Here is a 14,223-nt window from a genome sequence, read left to right as displayed (position 1 = left end):
CAGCAACGCAATACCGCCTGTCCAACTCGATGCGCTCCATGTCTCGGTCGGTGGGTGATCCACCCTTCAAAACCGATTTCGGTTTACAGCTGATCCCTATAATGCGTGCCGAGTTCACTGCTTCCGGCACCGTCACCATCATGTCGATAGTCATGATGTCTGAGGTTGTGGTACCCCGATATGCACGCAATGGAATACCGGCCTCTGCAGCGACGGCCCGGATTCCAGGATGAGGTTGTGAAGATGTCCGGAATCCAATTTGAACTTTTGGGTGCGCGTGCGGCCACGGCCAGAGCGGATACTGTTCGCGAACGTCCTCCGCACCCAACCACCACAGGTATAGGGCAAACTCGCGCTCCCCGCGCGACAAGAAATGCGTGAGCCTTTTTAAATAGGGAACAGGGCCAAGATTGAGGTTCGAGCACGGCGAGGATCTTCGCCTGGTGATCTGTATCCACGGCTTGTATTTGTCGCCCGTGCCGATACCACGTCCTGAACTAATGGCGTCCGCCAGGGCTCTTAGATCCTTGCTCTCTGTCATCCGACACCTCCGACTCCGAGGCCATGCCGGCAGCACTCGAGCAGCGGTGCATGATCATCTTCGCAGTCGGCACCACCTTGGGTGATGCTGATACCACAGGCCTGCTGCGGCGCGGAGCGCCGGCGATCTCGCTCGCGAAGAGCCGTTCGCGATGGGAAGCGCATGGCCGCTGTCGCGGACAGATGCGGATCCATTGATCCGCAAGGTTCAGTGCATGCCGGGTGTCGCACCATATACGGGTGCAGACGAGGACTACCGCCTATTGACAGGCAAAGCTATCCCATCTAGCGTTGACACCGTCTAGCCGCCAAGCAGACGTTTGCTAACGCCAGTGGCCCGGGTCCTTCGACCTGGGCTTCTGTCTTTTCAGGGTCCTCTCGTCGCGTCCCCCTCCTTTAGGCTTGAATCTCGCGCGATCGCGTATGTGCGGCGCGCGGTGATTGCTCGCCCCCTTCATCGAGCTCCTTCACGGAAGTTTTATGGCCGATGGAATCGATCCATTCCGCGACATCGGACGTCCGGGCGAACTGACCCCGTCGTCCCGTTATCTGGAATACGTGAAATCCGACGCGCCCCCTGCGTACTGCAAGTTTGAACGCGTTCGCGGTCCTGAACCCAGCAGCGCGCATTAGCTCCTCCCCCCCGATCAACGGGCCATAGAGCTCAAGTAACTCGTTTCGGAGGTAGCAGACTGGTCCAGACATGGCATTTGTATCTTCTGACCCAGCACGACCCTATCGACCGCCGATCAAACTGTCTCTATGAATCTGCACCACCGGAAGTTCATAGCGCACGGCGGATGCACTTGGGTGCTATCAAATAGCCAGGAGACGAAGGCGCGCATCGTCTTATACGATCAGCCGTCCAATGGGCTGAGAGCGGTCAGGGTACTCATGACTCGAATCCTTACCTCACCATGGCCAGGTAACCCGTATCCAAGATTTAGGCCTCCGACGTCCACTCCTGGCCTGCTAACTGCGATGCAATCAGCAGGCACTTACGCAGAACTGGCGACTATTGCAGGCAGTTGGGAGCCAAACGACGTCGAGCGCCGTATCTATGGTCGCGAGTGGAATATGGCAGGCAACGATAAGTTGCGAGGAACCTTCTATGGTCCGCGCAATGGGGGAAAGATCCATGATTCCCAGGTAAACAAGATCTCATCCCTCTTTCCAGATTCGAATCTATCCTGGTGGCAACGCCATCCTATTGCCGCGATCCTTTGCGACGCGAGCCTTGAGCAAGATGGAATTTTGAACGCTCTGAATACCTTGCCCCAGGGGGGGACCCGGAATTTGGTCTGGGAGGCTCATACGTCATGGCGTACCTATGTTAGCGAGCGTCCCGATACACCCGAGGTAGTCCAGCAGCTTGCAAACCTGCGGACACCATATTCGCTACTCGCGATTATCGGTCGCATGCGGCTAGCTCAGCTTCGTGGAGCGGGCCGGTCTATCGACCGCCAGTACGAGGAGGCACTGATGCTCATGCTTCCGGATTGCATCGCACGCTCGCCTCATCTGTATCTCGGCCAGGAAGCCCTCTTGGAGGCGGTATGGCAATTCCTCCGCTGGTCGCCACATGCCGAGGTCAGATACTTCACGAATTTTCACATGGAGCCCCAACCCGACTTTCGGTTTTGGGAAAGGTTCGACGCTTCGGTCCGCCTGTCCGATTGGCCGGGACTTCCAAAGATCCCTGCGAACCAGATGCAATCGCGTGCACGCTATGTAGCGAAGATTGCCCGCAGTCTCGGAATGAATCCCATTGACCACTTGTGGAGTCGGAAGTCCGCTATGGAGTTCATTGAAATATCGAACGCTGGGACATAGACGGCTCTACTAATAAGTCCCTAGGCCGCTCTTTCGGTTTTGCCCCAGCAGGATGGTATCCAGTCAATGCGGAGCAAAGCCTCACGGGGGACCATAGGGGTTACCTGGGGTGCCTCGACTACGCCGTTGCCCCGCTGCAGCGGTTCGATATAGCACTCTGCAGATGGATGCAGGGTTGGTGAACCTTACCCTTTGAACCCAATTGCTGAACTGGTCGAGACGGCGAGATTTGAACCCGTAGCTGACTTCCACGGAATCAGCTGTCACACACCCTGAAAGCCAGACGCTGCTTGGCCAGACGATAACTCAGCCTGACGAGCTAGTTGGACCAGCTTTTGTTGGCCAACCTTTTTCTGTTGGTCCAACTATTACCTAGTTGGACCAACTATTCGCAAATACCACGGCTGCAAGTCAATGGCGGCAATTACTCAACCGTCACTGACTTTGCGAGATTGCGCGGCTGGTCGACATCGGTGCCGCGCAGCACAGCCACGTGATAAGCGAGCAATTGCATCGGCACAGTAAATACCGCCGGGGCGATAAATTCGCCGCCGCCATCCATGCGCACGATGGCGCCACGTGACGCATTACCATCCATGCTCGCCTCGCCGTCGGCGAAAACCAGCAACTCACCACCGCGTGCACGTACTTCCTGCAAATTGGACTTGAGCTTGTCCAACAACGGGCCATTCGGGGCCACGGCAATCACGGGCATGTCTTCGTCCACCAGCGCCAGCGGGCCGTGCTTCAGCTCGCCGGCCGCATAGGCTTCGGCATGGATGTACGAGATTTCCTTGAGCTTGAGCGCACCCTCTAGTGCCACCGGATATTGCACGCCGCGGCCCAGGAACAGCGCATGCTGGCGATGAATCAGGTGCTCGGCCAGCTCGATGATTCGGGGCTCCAGTTCAAGCGCCTTCTCAATCATCTGGGGCAGGTGCTGCAGTTGAGCGGTGAGATCAGCGTAGCGAGCACCATCCAGGCCACGCTGGTGGGCCAGTTGCAGGGTCAGCAACCCCAGCGCCGCCAACTGCGTGGTGAACGCCTTGGTAGAGGCAACGCCGATTTCAGGACCCGCACGCGTCATCAGCTTGAGGTCTGCCTCACGAACAACCGAAGACTCCGGCACGTTGCAAATAGCCAGCGTGCCGAGATAACCCCGACGGCGCGACTCTCGCATTGCTGCCAGTGTGTCGGCTGTTTCGCCCGACTGTGAAATGGCTACAAAAAGTGTGCCCTCCGGCACCACGGCTTCGCGGTAGCGATATTCGCTCGCCACTTCCACATTCACTGGCAGACGTGCGTATTCCTCTATCCAGTACTTGGCGACGAGACCGGCGTGATAGCTAGTACCGCAGGCGATGATATGCAGGCCCTTTACCTTGGCCAGCAGTTCATCACCACCCACGCCAAAAATGTTCGGCAGCACGCCATTGGGGCCAATACGCGCTTCGAGCGTATCGGCCACCGCACGCGGCTGCTCGAAGATTTCCTTCTGCATGTAGTGGCGGTACTCACCACGCTCGACGGCATCACTGGAGAGTTCGCTTTCGTGCACTGCCCGCTCAACCGCCTTGCCATCGCGATCATAAATCCGCACATGATCGCGCGTGATCTCGACCACGTCGTGCTCTTCCAGATAGATGATCTTGTTGGTGACTTGGATCAGCGCTTGCGCGTCGGAGCCAAGGAAGTTCTCACCGATACCGACGCCGACGAGCAACGGTGCACCGCGACGCGCGCCGATGACGCGACCAGGCTCACCTTCGCTAACCACGGCAATGGCGTAGGCACCTTCGAGTTCGTGCACAACTGACGACACGGCATCCAGCAACGTTTTACCGGTGACAAGGCGCTCGTTGATCAAGGCTGCCATGACTTCCGTGTCGGTTTCAGACGTGAAGACGTGGCCGCGTGCTTCCAGCTCACTGCGCAGCGAAGCATAGTTTTCGATGATGCCGTTGTGCACCAATGCAACGCGACCAGCCACGTGCGGGTGCGCATTGGCCTTGTTAGGCACGCCATGGGTTGCCCAGCGTGTGTGTGCAATGCCGGTACCGCCAGGGAAGGGGTTCGTCAGATACTCCGCTTCCATTTCGCGAACCTTGCCCTTGGCGCGAACACGGCGAATCTCTCCGCCGTTGATCACGGCCAGGCCGGCCGAGTCGTAGCCGCGGTATTCCAGCGCCTTCAGGCCAGCAATCAATAGCGGCGCCACGTCACGCTGTGCAGCGGCAGCAACAATTCCACACATGGTCTTCTTCCTAAGTTCGAACGAGTGCGATCCATCCGCGATGGACCGCAACTCTGGCGTCCAGTGATTTCAGCAAGCTTTCGCTGCTGACGCCAACATAGTCAGTGAGCGTCCCTGCCTCAATGCACCTTGCGGCGTAGATAGTTCAGCAGATCGATCCGGGTGATCAGGCCCAGGAACTGCTCACCATCCACCACAATGGCCACGTGACCGCGATCGAACACGGGCAACAGTGATTCGATCGGCGATCGCACGTCCAGCATCTGCAGGTTAGTGATCATGGCTGTAGACACCGGATCACGGAACTTGGCTTCGTCCGCGTGCACGTGCATGAGTACGTCGGATTCATCGAGGATACCCACCAATCGGCTGCCATCCATCACCGGAAGCTGCGACACGTCGTAAAGCTTCATGCGCGTGTATGCCGTCATCAGCAGTTCGCCGGGTCCGATGACCACGGTGTCGCGCTGGGCGAACGGGCGCAGCAGCAGATCACGCAGGTCGCCGTGCTGCTCGCGTTCGATGAAGCCGTTGTCGAGCATCCAGTAGTCGTTGTACATCTTCGACAGATACTTGTTGCCGGTATCGCATACCAGCGTCACCACGCGCTTCGGCGCCGTCTGCTCGCGGCAATAGCGCAGCGCGGCAGCCAGCAACGTACCCGTGGACGAGCCGCCGAGGATGCCTTCCTTCGCCAGCAATTCGCGCGCGACAAGGAAGCTTTCCTTGTCGGGAATCGCGTAAGCCTTTTTCACGCGCGTGAAGTCGCTGATGCTCGGGAGGAAATCTTCGCCGATGCCCTCCACCATCCAGCTCGCCGATTTGGTCGAGAGCGTGCCTTCGTTGATGTACTGGGCAAGGATCGAACCGACAGGATCGGCCAACACGAATTCCGTATTCGGCGAGTGCTCGGCAAAGAATTTGGAAAGGCCGCTGAGCGTGCCCGACGAGCCGCAGCCGACGACCACGGCGTCGACCTTGCCATTCAGCTGCTCAAGGATTTCCGGGCCCGTGGTGGCGATATGCGCTGCTGGGTTGTCCGGGTTGCCAAACTGGTTGATGAAGTAGGCGCCTGGCGTTTCGCGAGCGATGCGCTCCGCCATGTCCTGGTAGTACTCAGGGTGCCCCTTGGCCACGTCCGAGCGGGTGAGCACCACCTCGGCGCCCATTGCCTTGAGGTTGAAGATCTTCTCGCGGCTCATCTTGTCGGGCACCACCAGAATCAGGCGGTAGCCCTTCTGCTGCGCCACCAGAGCCAGCCCCAGGCCGGTGTTGCCGGCGGTGCCTTCGACCAGCGTGTCGCCTGGGCGGATCTTTCCGGCCTTCTCGGCCCCCTCGATCATCGACAGGCCGATACGATCCTTGACCGAACCGCCGGGATTGGCGCTTTCCAACTTGAGAAACAGCTCACACGGTCCGACGTCCAAGCGCTGCGCGCGTACCATCGGGGTACGTCCGATCAGTTCGAGGACACTTTGGTTGACCGTCATGGGGACTCCTAGCTGTAAGCCTCAGCCGCGCAGAGGCGACCGAATGGGGCGTTGATGATACCCGAGCCTTACTGTCCCCTCCCCTACACTCCAGCCGGTTAACGCTGTCCGCTAACCCTGGACGCGTCACGGCCCCGGAAGCCGATCCCTTACGGGTGGCGCCGGGGCCGTGGTCATGCGAAACCTCGCAGATTCAGTTGATGCGGTGCGCTCGGGTGTCCCACATGCGCTGGAGCCGCTCCTTCGCGTGGAGTTTCTCCTTCTTCATGCCCGATAACGTCATGTCATCGATGGGGAGCACGCCGATTTCGGCATCGTGCACCTTGCTGTCGAGTTCCTGGTGGTGCTGGTAAAGCCGGCGAAATTCCGCATCGGCCTTCATCAGAGCTTCGACATCATCACGCTGCTGGTTTTCAAACATGATTCAACCTCCTCTGGAGATAACAGCGGGTGCCCGGGAGTGGCACCCGCAGACGATGAATCACACGCACACACCCGCGATCCATGCCGGTCAACCGGTCCATGGAGTGCGATGGAGGGAAAGGGTGAGCGCATGATTCAGGTCGGTGACCCAGGTGGCGAAGATGCCTCCCGGGAACTTGACCCTACTCCCCGTCACCGGGTCATGCAAGCGTCACAAAGGGACTAGTCGCCGCAGGTGTCACTCTTAAAAAAAGCTGCCAAAACAGTCTTTTATGCGACAGCAGCAAAGACGCCGAGGAAAGCGGCGCGACAAGCTGTCCTGTCTCACGCCCCGATAGAAAACAGGAAGGCCGGCGGTGTTGTTCGCCGGCCTTCTTGAGTCCTGATCCAGAACCGGGCGAGCTTACTTGCCCTGATCCTTGGCCGAACTTTCGGAGGAACTGTTGTCGCCCTGCATCTGCGCGCGCATGGCACGCGCAGCCTGCGCGGCCAGGTCAGCCTGCTTCTTGGCGGCATTGGCCACCTTGGCCTGCGCAGCCGCCAGCTTCTTGGCCTGCGAGGCTTCTGCCTGTGCCTGGGCGGTCGCCTCGGCGCCGGCAGCGGCCTGACGCGCCGCCTCTTCCTGCGACGCCTGGTACTGCAAACGCTGACGTTCAAGCTCGCGACGAGCCATCTCGGTCTCGCGACGACTACCGTCAAGCTGGATCTGGTCGTGTTCGCGGTCAAGCTTGCCGATCTGCAGCTGGGCGTCCTGCAATTGTGCAGTGGCGCGCGCCAGATCCACGCGGCGTTCGGCGATGTAGAGCGCGTGGGAGCGATCGCGGGAACGCGCCTGGGCAAGCTGGTTGATGGCGTCGCGTGCGCGGGCCTGTTCGGCCTGGGCGTAGCCACCTAGCGCCGGATCACTGGCGAGCTGATCCAGGCTGCTGGTCAGCCGCGACACATCCATGTCGTCCTTGGATGCGTGCGCCATACCTGCCGCTGCGAAGGCAACGAGCAGTGCGGAGAGTCGGAGGGTCAAGGATTTCATAGGTGACCTCCCTGGTCAGTGTTCGACTGGGGCACCGGCTGAGCGGGATTCGGGTTCTGCGGAATGGTCTGGAAACCCTGCCCCTGGGGGATGGGCTCGCCCAACGCCGAACTGGTCGGCGCGGGCATGTCCATGGTCTGCTGCTGGGTCGGCAAGCCGGCTGCCTGGCTCTGGTTTTGCTGTTGCTGGTCCGACAGCGTCTGCTCGATCTGGTCGCGCAGCTGCTGGTTTGCAGTTGTCTTGTTCTGGATCTGGCTGCGGGCAGCCCCCAGTCGTGCCTTGGCGCGTGCGAGTTCGGCACTCGCACGGGCTTCGTCCGCCAGCTGGGCAGCGACGTCGTAGTCGCGCTTGGCTAATGCGTTCTGGGCTTGCTGGAACTTGTCCTGGGCGTTCCCGAGGTCAATCGGGTCGTAGACAGCGGCGTCGGCGTCACGGGCCGCCTGTAGCTGCGTCTGGGCCAGGTTCATGGCCCCGTCCGGCGGCGGGGTGGTCGCGCAGCCGGCCAGCGCCAGCGTTATAGCCAGCGTCAACGTCGAAACCGCCGTGCGGACGCCCTTGGGGCGGCCCCACGACGGGGAAAAGATGTGCACCATCACTCAGTCCTCTCGGAGTGTCACAGCGTATTGTGGGCGGGCATAATCGACTTTAGCAATGCACGCGGGATTAGGGGATTCGAGTGGACATTGGTTATTTCCTCAAGCTTATGGTTGACAAGGGCGCGTCGGATATGTTCCTGACGACGGGCGCTCCTGTGAACATTAAGGTCGAGGGCAAGCTTTACCCACTGGGCAACACCGGCCTGCCTAGCGGCATGGTGAAGAAAATCGCCTATTCGCTCATGGACGAGGGGCAGGTGCCGCAGTTCGAGCGCGACCTGGAATTGAACATGGCGCTGGCGGTCAAGGAAGCCGGCCGTTTCCGTATCAACGTGTTCAAGCAGCGCGGCGAAGTGGGCATGGTGATCCGTGCCATCAAGAGCGAGATTCCCAGCATCGACCAGCTGCAGCTGCCGAGCATCTTCCGTGAGCTGATTATGGAGCCGCGCGGCTTGATCCTGGTGGTGGGTGCCACCGGCTCGGGCAAATCGACCACGCTGGCGGCCATGCTGGACCACCGCAACCAGAATTCGTCGGGACATATCCTCACCATCGAGGACCCGATCGAGTACCTGCACCGCCACAAGAAATCCATCGTCAACCAGCGCGAAGTGGGTCTGGATACGCACAGCTACCACGAGGCGCTGCGTAACGCGATGCGCGAGGCGCCGGACGTGATCATGATCGGCGAGATCCGTGACACGGACACCATGGAGGCGGCCATCGCCTTCTCGGAAACCGGCCACTTGTGTCTCGCAACGCTGCACTCGAACAACGCTGACCAGACGCTGGAGCGCATTCTCAACTTCTTCCCGGAATCGGCGCACAAGAATGTGCTGATGAATCTGGCGCTCAACCTGCGTGCCGTCATCAGCCAGCGTCTCGTGGTGGGCAAGGACGGTCGCCGCCTGCCGGCTACCGAAGTACTGCTCAACACGCCGCTGATCCGCGACATGATCCGCCGCGGCCAGGTGCACGACGTCAAGGAAGCGATGGACCGCAGCCTGCAGGAAGGCATGCAGACCTTCGACCAGTCGCTGTACCGGCTCTACAAGGAAGGCCGCATCGAACTCGACGAGGCCCTCAACAAGGCCGACTCGCGCGATGGCCTGGCGCTCAAGATTCGCCTGTCCGACAGTGGCAACGCAGAGAACACCGAGCTGGTCGGCAACGACCCTTACGGCCTCGGTTTCTGATCCATCAGGCCGCGGGGCGTGTGTCACCCCGCGCGCCCCGCACCCAACCGAAGCTCAGCACCCAGCGGGTACCCTGCTCGATCCGCGTCACGCTGTGCTCTTCCACATCGGGTCGAAACAGCTTGATGCGCCGGCTGGCATGCATGGGCCGGGCACACACGAATTCGCCGCCACGCTTGGCAGGCCGCAAGATGATGTTCAGGCGGTAATGTCGCCCTTGCGCCACGCGGTCCGTATGCGGGGGCACCGACGTGCCCTCCGGAAAGCGCAACAGATAGCAGTCGCAGGGCAACGGCCACAGCAGGCCGCCCAGCAGCAACTTGTCGTAGCCCGTGCCCTGACGCCCACGTTGCCATCGCCATAGGTGTTTCCATGCACCTGCCATGGCGATCAGCCCTGAGCGGGCGCGTCGGGCTGCGCCTCAGGGGCCGCATGCTCGAAGGCCTCCTGCGCCTGACAGGCGTCGTAAATGCGCTGGATGGTCGGGAAGTCGTCCATCGGCAGCTTCCAACGCAGGGCGTTGTACACCTGCGGCACCAGACAGGCGTCAGCGAGCGTCGGCGAGTCGCCGTGACAGAAACGTCCGGTATCCACATCGCCAGCCAGCATCGTCTCCAGCGCCCGGAACCCTTCGCCAATCCAGTGCCTGGACCAGACGCCCTTGGCGCCGTCCTCCGCCCCAAACTGGGCGACAAGATGCTGCAGCACACGGAGATTGCCCAGCGGGTGCACATCGCAGCCCACCACCTGGGCCAGGGCGCGGACGCGGGCCCGCCCGACCGCATCGGCCGGGAGCAACGCCGGCTGGGGTCGGGTCTCCTCGAGATACTCGATGATCGCCATGGACTGGGTGAACACCTGCCCGTGGTCTACCAGACAGGGCACCAACTCCTGGGGGTTGAGCGCCCGGTAATCCGGCGAATGCTGTTCGCCACCGTTGTTGACCAGATGGACCGGCCGCGACTCATAGGTCAGCCCCTTCAGGTTCAGGGCAATGCGCACCCGGTAGGCCGCGCTGGAGCGCCAGTAGCCGTACAACACCAGATCCTGACTCATGCCCGCGTCCTCTTTGGGAAATATTGGCCAAGTAGGATACCTGCCGCGTGGTTTGCATCGCTGCGGACCGGGCGGGACAATACGCGATTCGCGCCCACGGCTCAGGTTGTGGGCGCCCGCTTCCATGAATCCAAGCAAGGAGTTCCGCCGTGTCCGTTACCCGCATGAGCGATCTTGATCTGCGCGGCAAGCGCGTGCTGATCCGCGAAGACCTGAACGTGCCGATCGAGAACGGCCACATCACCTCCACCCAGCGCCTGGACGCCGCCCTGCCGACCATCAAGGCTGCCCGCGACGCCGGCGCCAAGGTCATGGTGCTGTCGCACCTGGGTCGCCCGAAGGAAGGCCAGTTCGACGCCGACTCTTCGCTGGCGCCGGTTGCCAAGTGGCTGGGCGACAAGCTGGGCGCGCCGGTGCGCCTGGTGGCCGACTACCTCAACGGCGTCGACGTCGCCGATGGCGAAGTGGTGGTGCTCGAGAACTGCCGCATGAACGTGGGCGAAGGCAAGGACGACGAGGCCCTGTCGAAGAAGTACGCCGCACTGTGCGACATCTTCGTCATGGACGCCTTCGGCACCGCGCATCGTGCCCAGGCCTCCACCCACGGCGTGATCAAGTTCGCCCCCATCGCCGCCGCTGGCCCGCTGCTGTCGGCCGAGCTGGACGCGCTGGGCAAGGCACTGGAGCACCCTGCCCGCCCGTTGCTGGCCATCGTGGCCGGCTCCAAGGTATCCACCAAGCTGACCCTGCTGGAAAACTTGATCGGCAAGGTGGATCAGCTGATCGTCGGCGGTGGCATCGCCAACACCTTCATTGCCGCCATGGGCCACTCGGTAGGCAACTCGCTGTATGAGCCGGATCTCATTCCGGCCGCCAAGAAAGTCATCGCCGAAGCCAAGCGCCGCAATGCGGACGTGCCGGTGCCGGTGGACGTGGTGGTGGCGCCGGAGTTCTCCGCGCATGCGCCTGCCACGGTGAAGGCCGTGGATGAGGTCAAGGATGGCGAGATGATCCTCGACATCGGCCCCGAGACCGCACGCCGCTATGCCGAGATGATCGCCAAGGCCGGCACCTTGGTGTGGAACGGCCCGGTGGGCGTGTTCGAGTTCGACGCGTTCGGTCACGGCACCGAAACGCTCGCCCGCGCTGTGGCTGCCTCGCCGGCGTTCTCCATCGCTGGTGGCGGCGACACGCTCGCGGCGGTCGACAAGTACGGCATCGAGAAGGATGTCTCGTACATCTCCACCGGTGGTGGCGCCTTCCTCGAGTTCCTCGAAGGCAAGGAACTGCCGGCCGTGGCCGCACTGAAGGCGCGTGCGGGTAAGTAATGCTCTGCCTCTTCGACCTCGATGGCACGCTGATCGATTCGGAGATCGGCATCGTCAGCTGCGTCCGCCATGCGCTGACGCAGCTCGGTGTGGCACACCCTGCCGAGTTGCGGCACTGGATCGGCCCGCCGTTGCGGCACAGTTTCGCGCCGCTGCTGGATCACGACCACGATCGCATTGAACTGGCCGTGGAGCATTACCACGACCGTTTCCACACCATCGGTTGGCGTGAGCACTCGGTATACCCGGGCATCGAGACCATGATTGGCCGGCTGCAAGCGGCCGGTCATCAACTGGCCGTAGTCACCAGCAAGCCGGAAAGGCATGCGCGCCCGATCATCGAGCATCTGCCATTCGGCGGCGCGTTCAGCCGTCTATATGGTCCGGACCCGGCCAGCCCGCACAGCGAGAAGGCAACCATGATTGCTGCTGCCCTCGCTGATTTCAAGGCAACGCCAGCGCAAACAGTGATGATTGGCGACCGCCATTTCGATATCGATGGTGCGGTGGCGAATCGTGTGAGGGGCGTAGGCGTGTTGTGGGGCTTTGGCAGCCGGCACGAGCTGGAAAAGGCTGGTGCCCACGCACTGGCTGCAACACCGGAAGACCTGGCCGTACTGCTGGCCGCCTGACCGCATCCACCTCAAGGTAGCGATCACACCCTCATTCGCTCTACGCGCCATGAGGGCGCCCCCCATTGTCGCCCGCAAAGCCTCACTGGCATCCTGTGCGGGCCGTCGGAAACGGCATCCATTGGGGGAGACAAATATGACACAAGAGCACGCCGCGCCAGAGCGCGGGGGTGACACCGTGGTTGCGCTTGAACAGGCGTCGGCAGCAGCCGACCGACCAGCTACGGCGTTCCAGGTCACCTTTGGTCACCAAGTAGGACTCAGCAAAGTTCCGGCGGACGCATCCAAGTGGATCGGCAAAGGCCAGATCACCTTCGATGGCGAAACGGTGACCCTCAACGGCGCACGCAAACGTCCGTTCCTTAGCAGCGTCAAGGAAACCCAAACGATCCGGCGGCAGGACATCCTCAACGCCGCGATTTCGGAGAGCAAGGTGCGCTTCCAGCGTCGCGTATCGAATGAACCACTGCAAACGGTTCAATTCACCGCCGCCAACAGCGCAGAGGCGCTGGCCATTCTGTCTCTGTTGCCAGACGAGCAAACTGCGGAATTTGCCAGCAGCCAGGCGGCGCTCGTTGACTTCCTGCAGCGATTGAATCGCTTCAGCCCTCGCGCTTGGGTCACGCCCACGTTAGTGGCGCTAAACATTATCGTATTCATCGTTGCGTGTGTGGCGGGGATGAACCCAATCACCCCGACCGGTGAGTCCGCCATACACATCGGGTCCAATTACGGCCCACTGACCACCGACGGCCAGTGGTGGCGACTGTTCACTGCCACCTTCATCCACTTCGGCATCATCCACCTAGCATTGAACATGCTGGCGCTGTATCAGAACGGTCGCACTATCGAGCGGCTGTTCGGTAGCGCTCGTTTTCTTCTCTTGTATGTATTCGCAGGCTTGACCGGCAGCGTTGTCAGCTTGCTCTGGAATCCTGTCGTCAACAGCGCTGGTGCTTCCGGCGCGATCTTCGGGATCTTCGGTGGCCTGTTGGCATTCGTCATCAATCCACGCAACGAAGTGCCCAAGGAAGTCATGGCAGAGCATCGCAACAGCACACTGCTGTTTGCGGGCTATTCGCTTTTCTATGGCTTTGCGCATTCGGGTATCGACAATGCGGCGCACCTAGGCGGCCTGGCTGGTGGCTTCGTTATGGGTCTGCTGCTCGCTCGACCGCTCAACGCGGAGCATCGGAGTCAACCTGCACCAGGACGATTGCTAGTGGCCTTGCTGTCCGGTGCAGCGGCGCTTTTCACAATGACGTGGCCGCTTGCCCATCCTTCCGAACAGGCGCAGCAGACTGCACGCTTCGAACGCAGCCTGATGACATTCAGTACAAGGGAAACGGCGCTACTGGCTCAGGCCAAGACCTTGTTCGAACAGGGCCAAGCCGGCAGCCTGTCTCAGACGGCATTTGCCGCCGCCTTCGCCAGTAAGGTGATGCCGCAATGGGAGGCGCTGTACCAGGAGTTCGCCTCCGAAACGATTCCTCCAGACAGTAAAGACTATGCGTTGCACGAGGCCTTGGTGCACTACACCGATGCGCGTCGCCACGAGGCTCAAGCCATAGCCGAGGCAGCCAACTCCAATGATTTGGCTGATCGCGCAACGCTGGGTACCGCTCAGGGCAACGTCGAAGTCGCTTTGAAAGAAATCAAGGCCGTTGTCGACAAGCGAAAGTAGGCCAGTGGTTGCTGCGAGACAGCTTTCAAAAACCGCATCCACCCAGCACCCAGGCTGACGAATGACGATAAAAAAACGCCGCGATATTCGCGGCGTTTTTCTTGGTGTGGATTGGGTAAGCACTCACTCCTCACCCATCCTCTTCGCCAATGCGAAGAGAG

Annotated in this window: 11 protein-coding genes; 4 read left to right on the top strand and 7 right to left on the bottom strand. The window is 61.0% G+C overall.

From position 1 onward, the window contains the following. Positions 1 to 2,797 precede the first annotated feature (2,797 nt). The 5 genes from glmS to AC0GUR_RS14355 form a co-directional block, all read right to left on the bottom strand. Positions 2,798 to 4,627 (bottom strand): glutamine--fructose-6-phosphate transaminase (isomerizing), encoded by a 1,830-nt coding sequence (glmS, locus tag AC0GUR_RS14375; RefSeq protein WP_472878180.1) that lies wholly within the window; start codon positions 4,625 to 4,627, stop codon positions 2,798 to 2,800. Between the two features lie 119 nt (positions 4,628 to 4,746). Continuing rightward, a complete protein-coding gene (locus AC0GUR_RS14370; protein WP_472878179.1) occupies positions 4,747 to 6,117 on the bottom strand; it encodes a pyridoxal-phosphate dependent enzyme in 1,371 nt (456 codons plus the stop codon). A gap of 193 nt (positions 6,118 to 6,310) precedes the next feature. Beyond that, complete coding sequence (locus AC0GUR_RS14365) at positions 6,311 to 6,538, bottom strand: YdcH family protein (protein WP_074548679.1); 228 nt, start codon at positions 6,536 to 6,538, stop codon at positions 6,311 to 6,313. Positions 6,539 to 6,943: 405 nt separating this feature from the next. Then, positions 6,944 to 7,570, bottom strand: coding sequence for a DUF4398 domain-containing protein (locus AC0GUR_RS14360; protein ID WP_472878178.1), 627 nt, complete (start codon positions 7,568 to 7,570; stop codon positions 6,944 to 6,946). After that, complete coding sequence (locus tag AC0GUR_RS14355; protein ID WP_472878177.1) at positions 7,567 to 8,163, bottom strand: DUF4398 domain-containing protein; 597 nt, start codon at positions 8,161 to 8,163, stop codon at positions 7,567 to 7,569. The genes AC0GUR_RS14360 and AC0GUR_RS14355 overlap by 4 nt, the downstream gene beginning before the upstream one ends. Positions 8,164 to 8,246: 83 nt before the next feature. Here AC0GUR_RS14355 and AC0GUR_RS14350 point away from each other — a divergent pair, with 83 nt between their 5' ends. After that, the gene (locus AC0GUR_RS14350) at positions 8,247 to 9,362 is read left to right on the top strand and encodes a PilT/PilU family type 4a pilus ATPase (protein WP_472878176.1); all 1,116 of its coding nucleotides are present in this window, start codon (positions 8,247 to 8,249) and stop codon (positions 9,360 to 9,362) included. Between the two features lie 4 nt (positions 9,363 to 9,366). On the opposite strand, the gene AC0GUR_RS14345 is transcribed toward AC0GUR_RS14350, so the two are convergent. After that, positions 9,367 to 9,747: a hypothetical protein gene (locus tag AC0GUR_RS14345; RefSeq protein WP_472878175.1), complete on the bottom strand. Its 381-nt coding sequence runs from the start codon at positions 9,745 to 9,747 to the stop codon at positions 9,367 to 9,369. A gap of 5 nt (positions 9,748 to 9,752) precedes the next feature. After that, positions 9,753 to 10,418 (bottom strand): maleylacetoacetate isomerase, encoded by a 666-nt coding sequence (gene maiA, locus AC0GUR_RS14340; RefSeq protein ID WP_472878174.1) that lies wholly within the window; start codon positions 10,416 to 10,418, stop codon positions 9,753 to 9,755. A gap of 149 nt (positions 10,419 to 10,567) precedes the next feature. On the opposite strand from maiA, the gene AC0GUR_RS14335 reads away from it, so the two are divergent. From AC0GUR_RS14335 to AC0GUR_RS14325, 3 genes are read left to right on the top strand one after another with little or no spacing between them, the layout of a single operon-like run. Then, positions 10,568 to 11,746, top strand: a complete 1,179-nt coding sequence (locus tag AC0GUR_RS14335; protein ID WP_472878173.1) for a phosphoglycerate kinase — start codon at positions 10,568 to 10,570, stop codon at positions 11,744 to 11,746. Then, on the top strand, positions 11,746 to 12,378 hold the full coding sequence (locus AC0GUR_RS14330) for an HAD hydrolase-like protein (protein ID WP_472878172.1): 633 nt from the start codon (positions 11,746 to 11,748) through the stop codon (positions 12,376 to 12,378). Before AC0GUR_RS14335 ends, AC0GUR_RS14330 begins: the two co-directional genes overlap by 1 nt. Beyond that, complete coding sequence (locus AC0GUR_RS14325) at positions 12,293 to 14,062, top strand: rhomboid family intramembrane serine protease (protein WP_472878171.1); 1,770 nt, start codon at positions 12,293 to 12,295, stop codon at positions 14,060 to 14,062. Before AC0GUR_RS14330 ends, AC0GUR_RS14325 begins: the two co-directional genes overlap by 86 nt. Positions 14,063 to 14,223 lie beyond the last annotated feature (161 nt).

It is taken from the genome of Dyella sp. PARNA 12/25 (assembly GCF_055702865.1).
The sequence above is the reverse complement of the archived record's forward strand: the minus strand, read 5'-3'. Positions and strand labels throughout refer to the sequence as shown.

Coding starts and splice junctions, on each gene's coding strand:
- glmS (WP_472878180.1), bottom strand. CDS start 4,627: ATGTGTGGAATTGTTGCTGCCGCTGCACAGCGTGACGTGGCGCCGCTA.
- AC0GUR_RS14370 (WP_472878179.1), bottom strand. CDS start 6,117: ATGACGGTCAACCAAAGTGTCCTCGAACTGATCGGACGTACCCCGATG.
- AC0GUR_RS14365 (WP_074548679.1), bottom strand. CDS start 6,538: ATGTTTGAAAACCAGCAGCGTGATGATGTCGAAGCTCTGATGAAGGCC.
- AC0GUR_RS14360 (WP_472878178.1), bottom strand. CDS start 7,570: ATGAAATCCTTGACCCTCCGACTCTCCGCACTGCTCGTTGCCTTCGCA.
- AC0GUR_RS14355 (WP_472878177.1), bottom strand. CDS start 8,163: ATGGTGCACATCTTTTCCCCGTCGTGGGGCCGCCCCAAGGGCGTCCGC.
- AC0GUR_RS14345 (WP_472878175.1), bottom strand. CDS start 9,747: ATGGCAGGTGCATGGAAACACCTATGGCGATGGCAACGTGGGCGTCAG.
- maiA (WP_472878174.1), bottom strand. CDS start 10,418: ATGAGTCAGGATCTGGTGTTGTACGGCTACTGGCGCTCCAGCGCGGCC.
- AC0GUR_RS14330 (WP_472878172.1), top strand. CDS start 11,746: ATGCTCTGCCTCTTCGACCTCGATGGCACGCTGATCGATTCGGAGATC.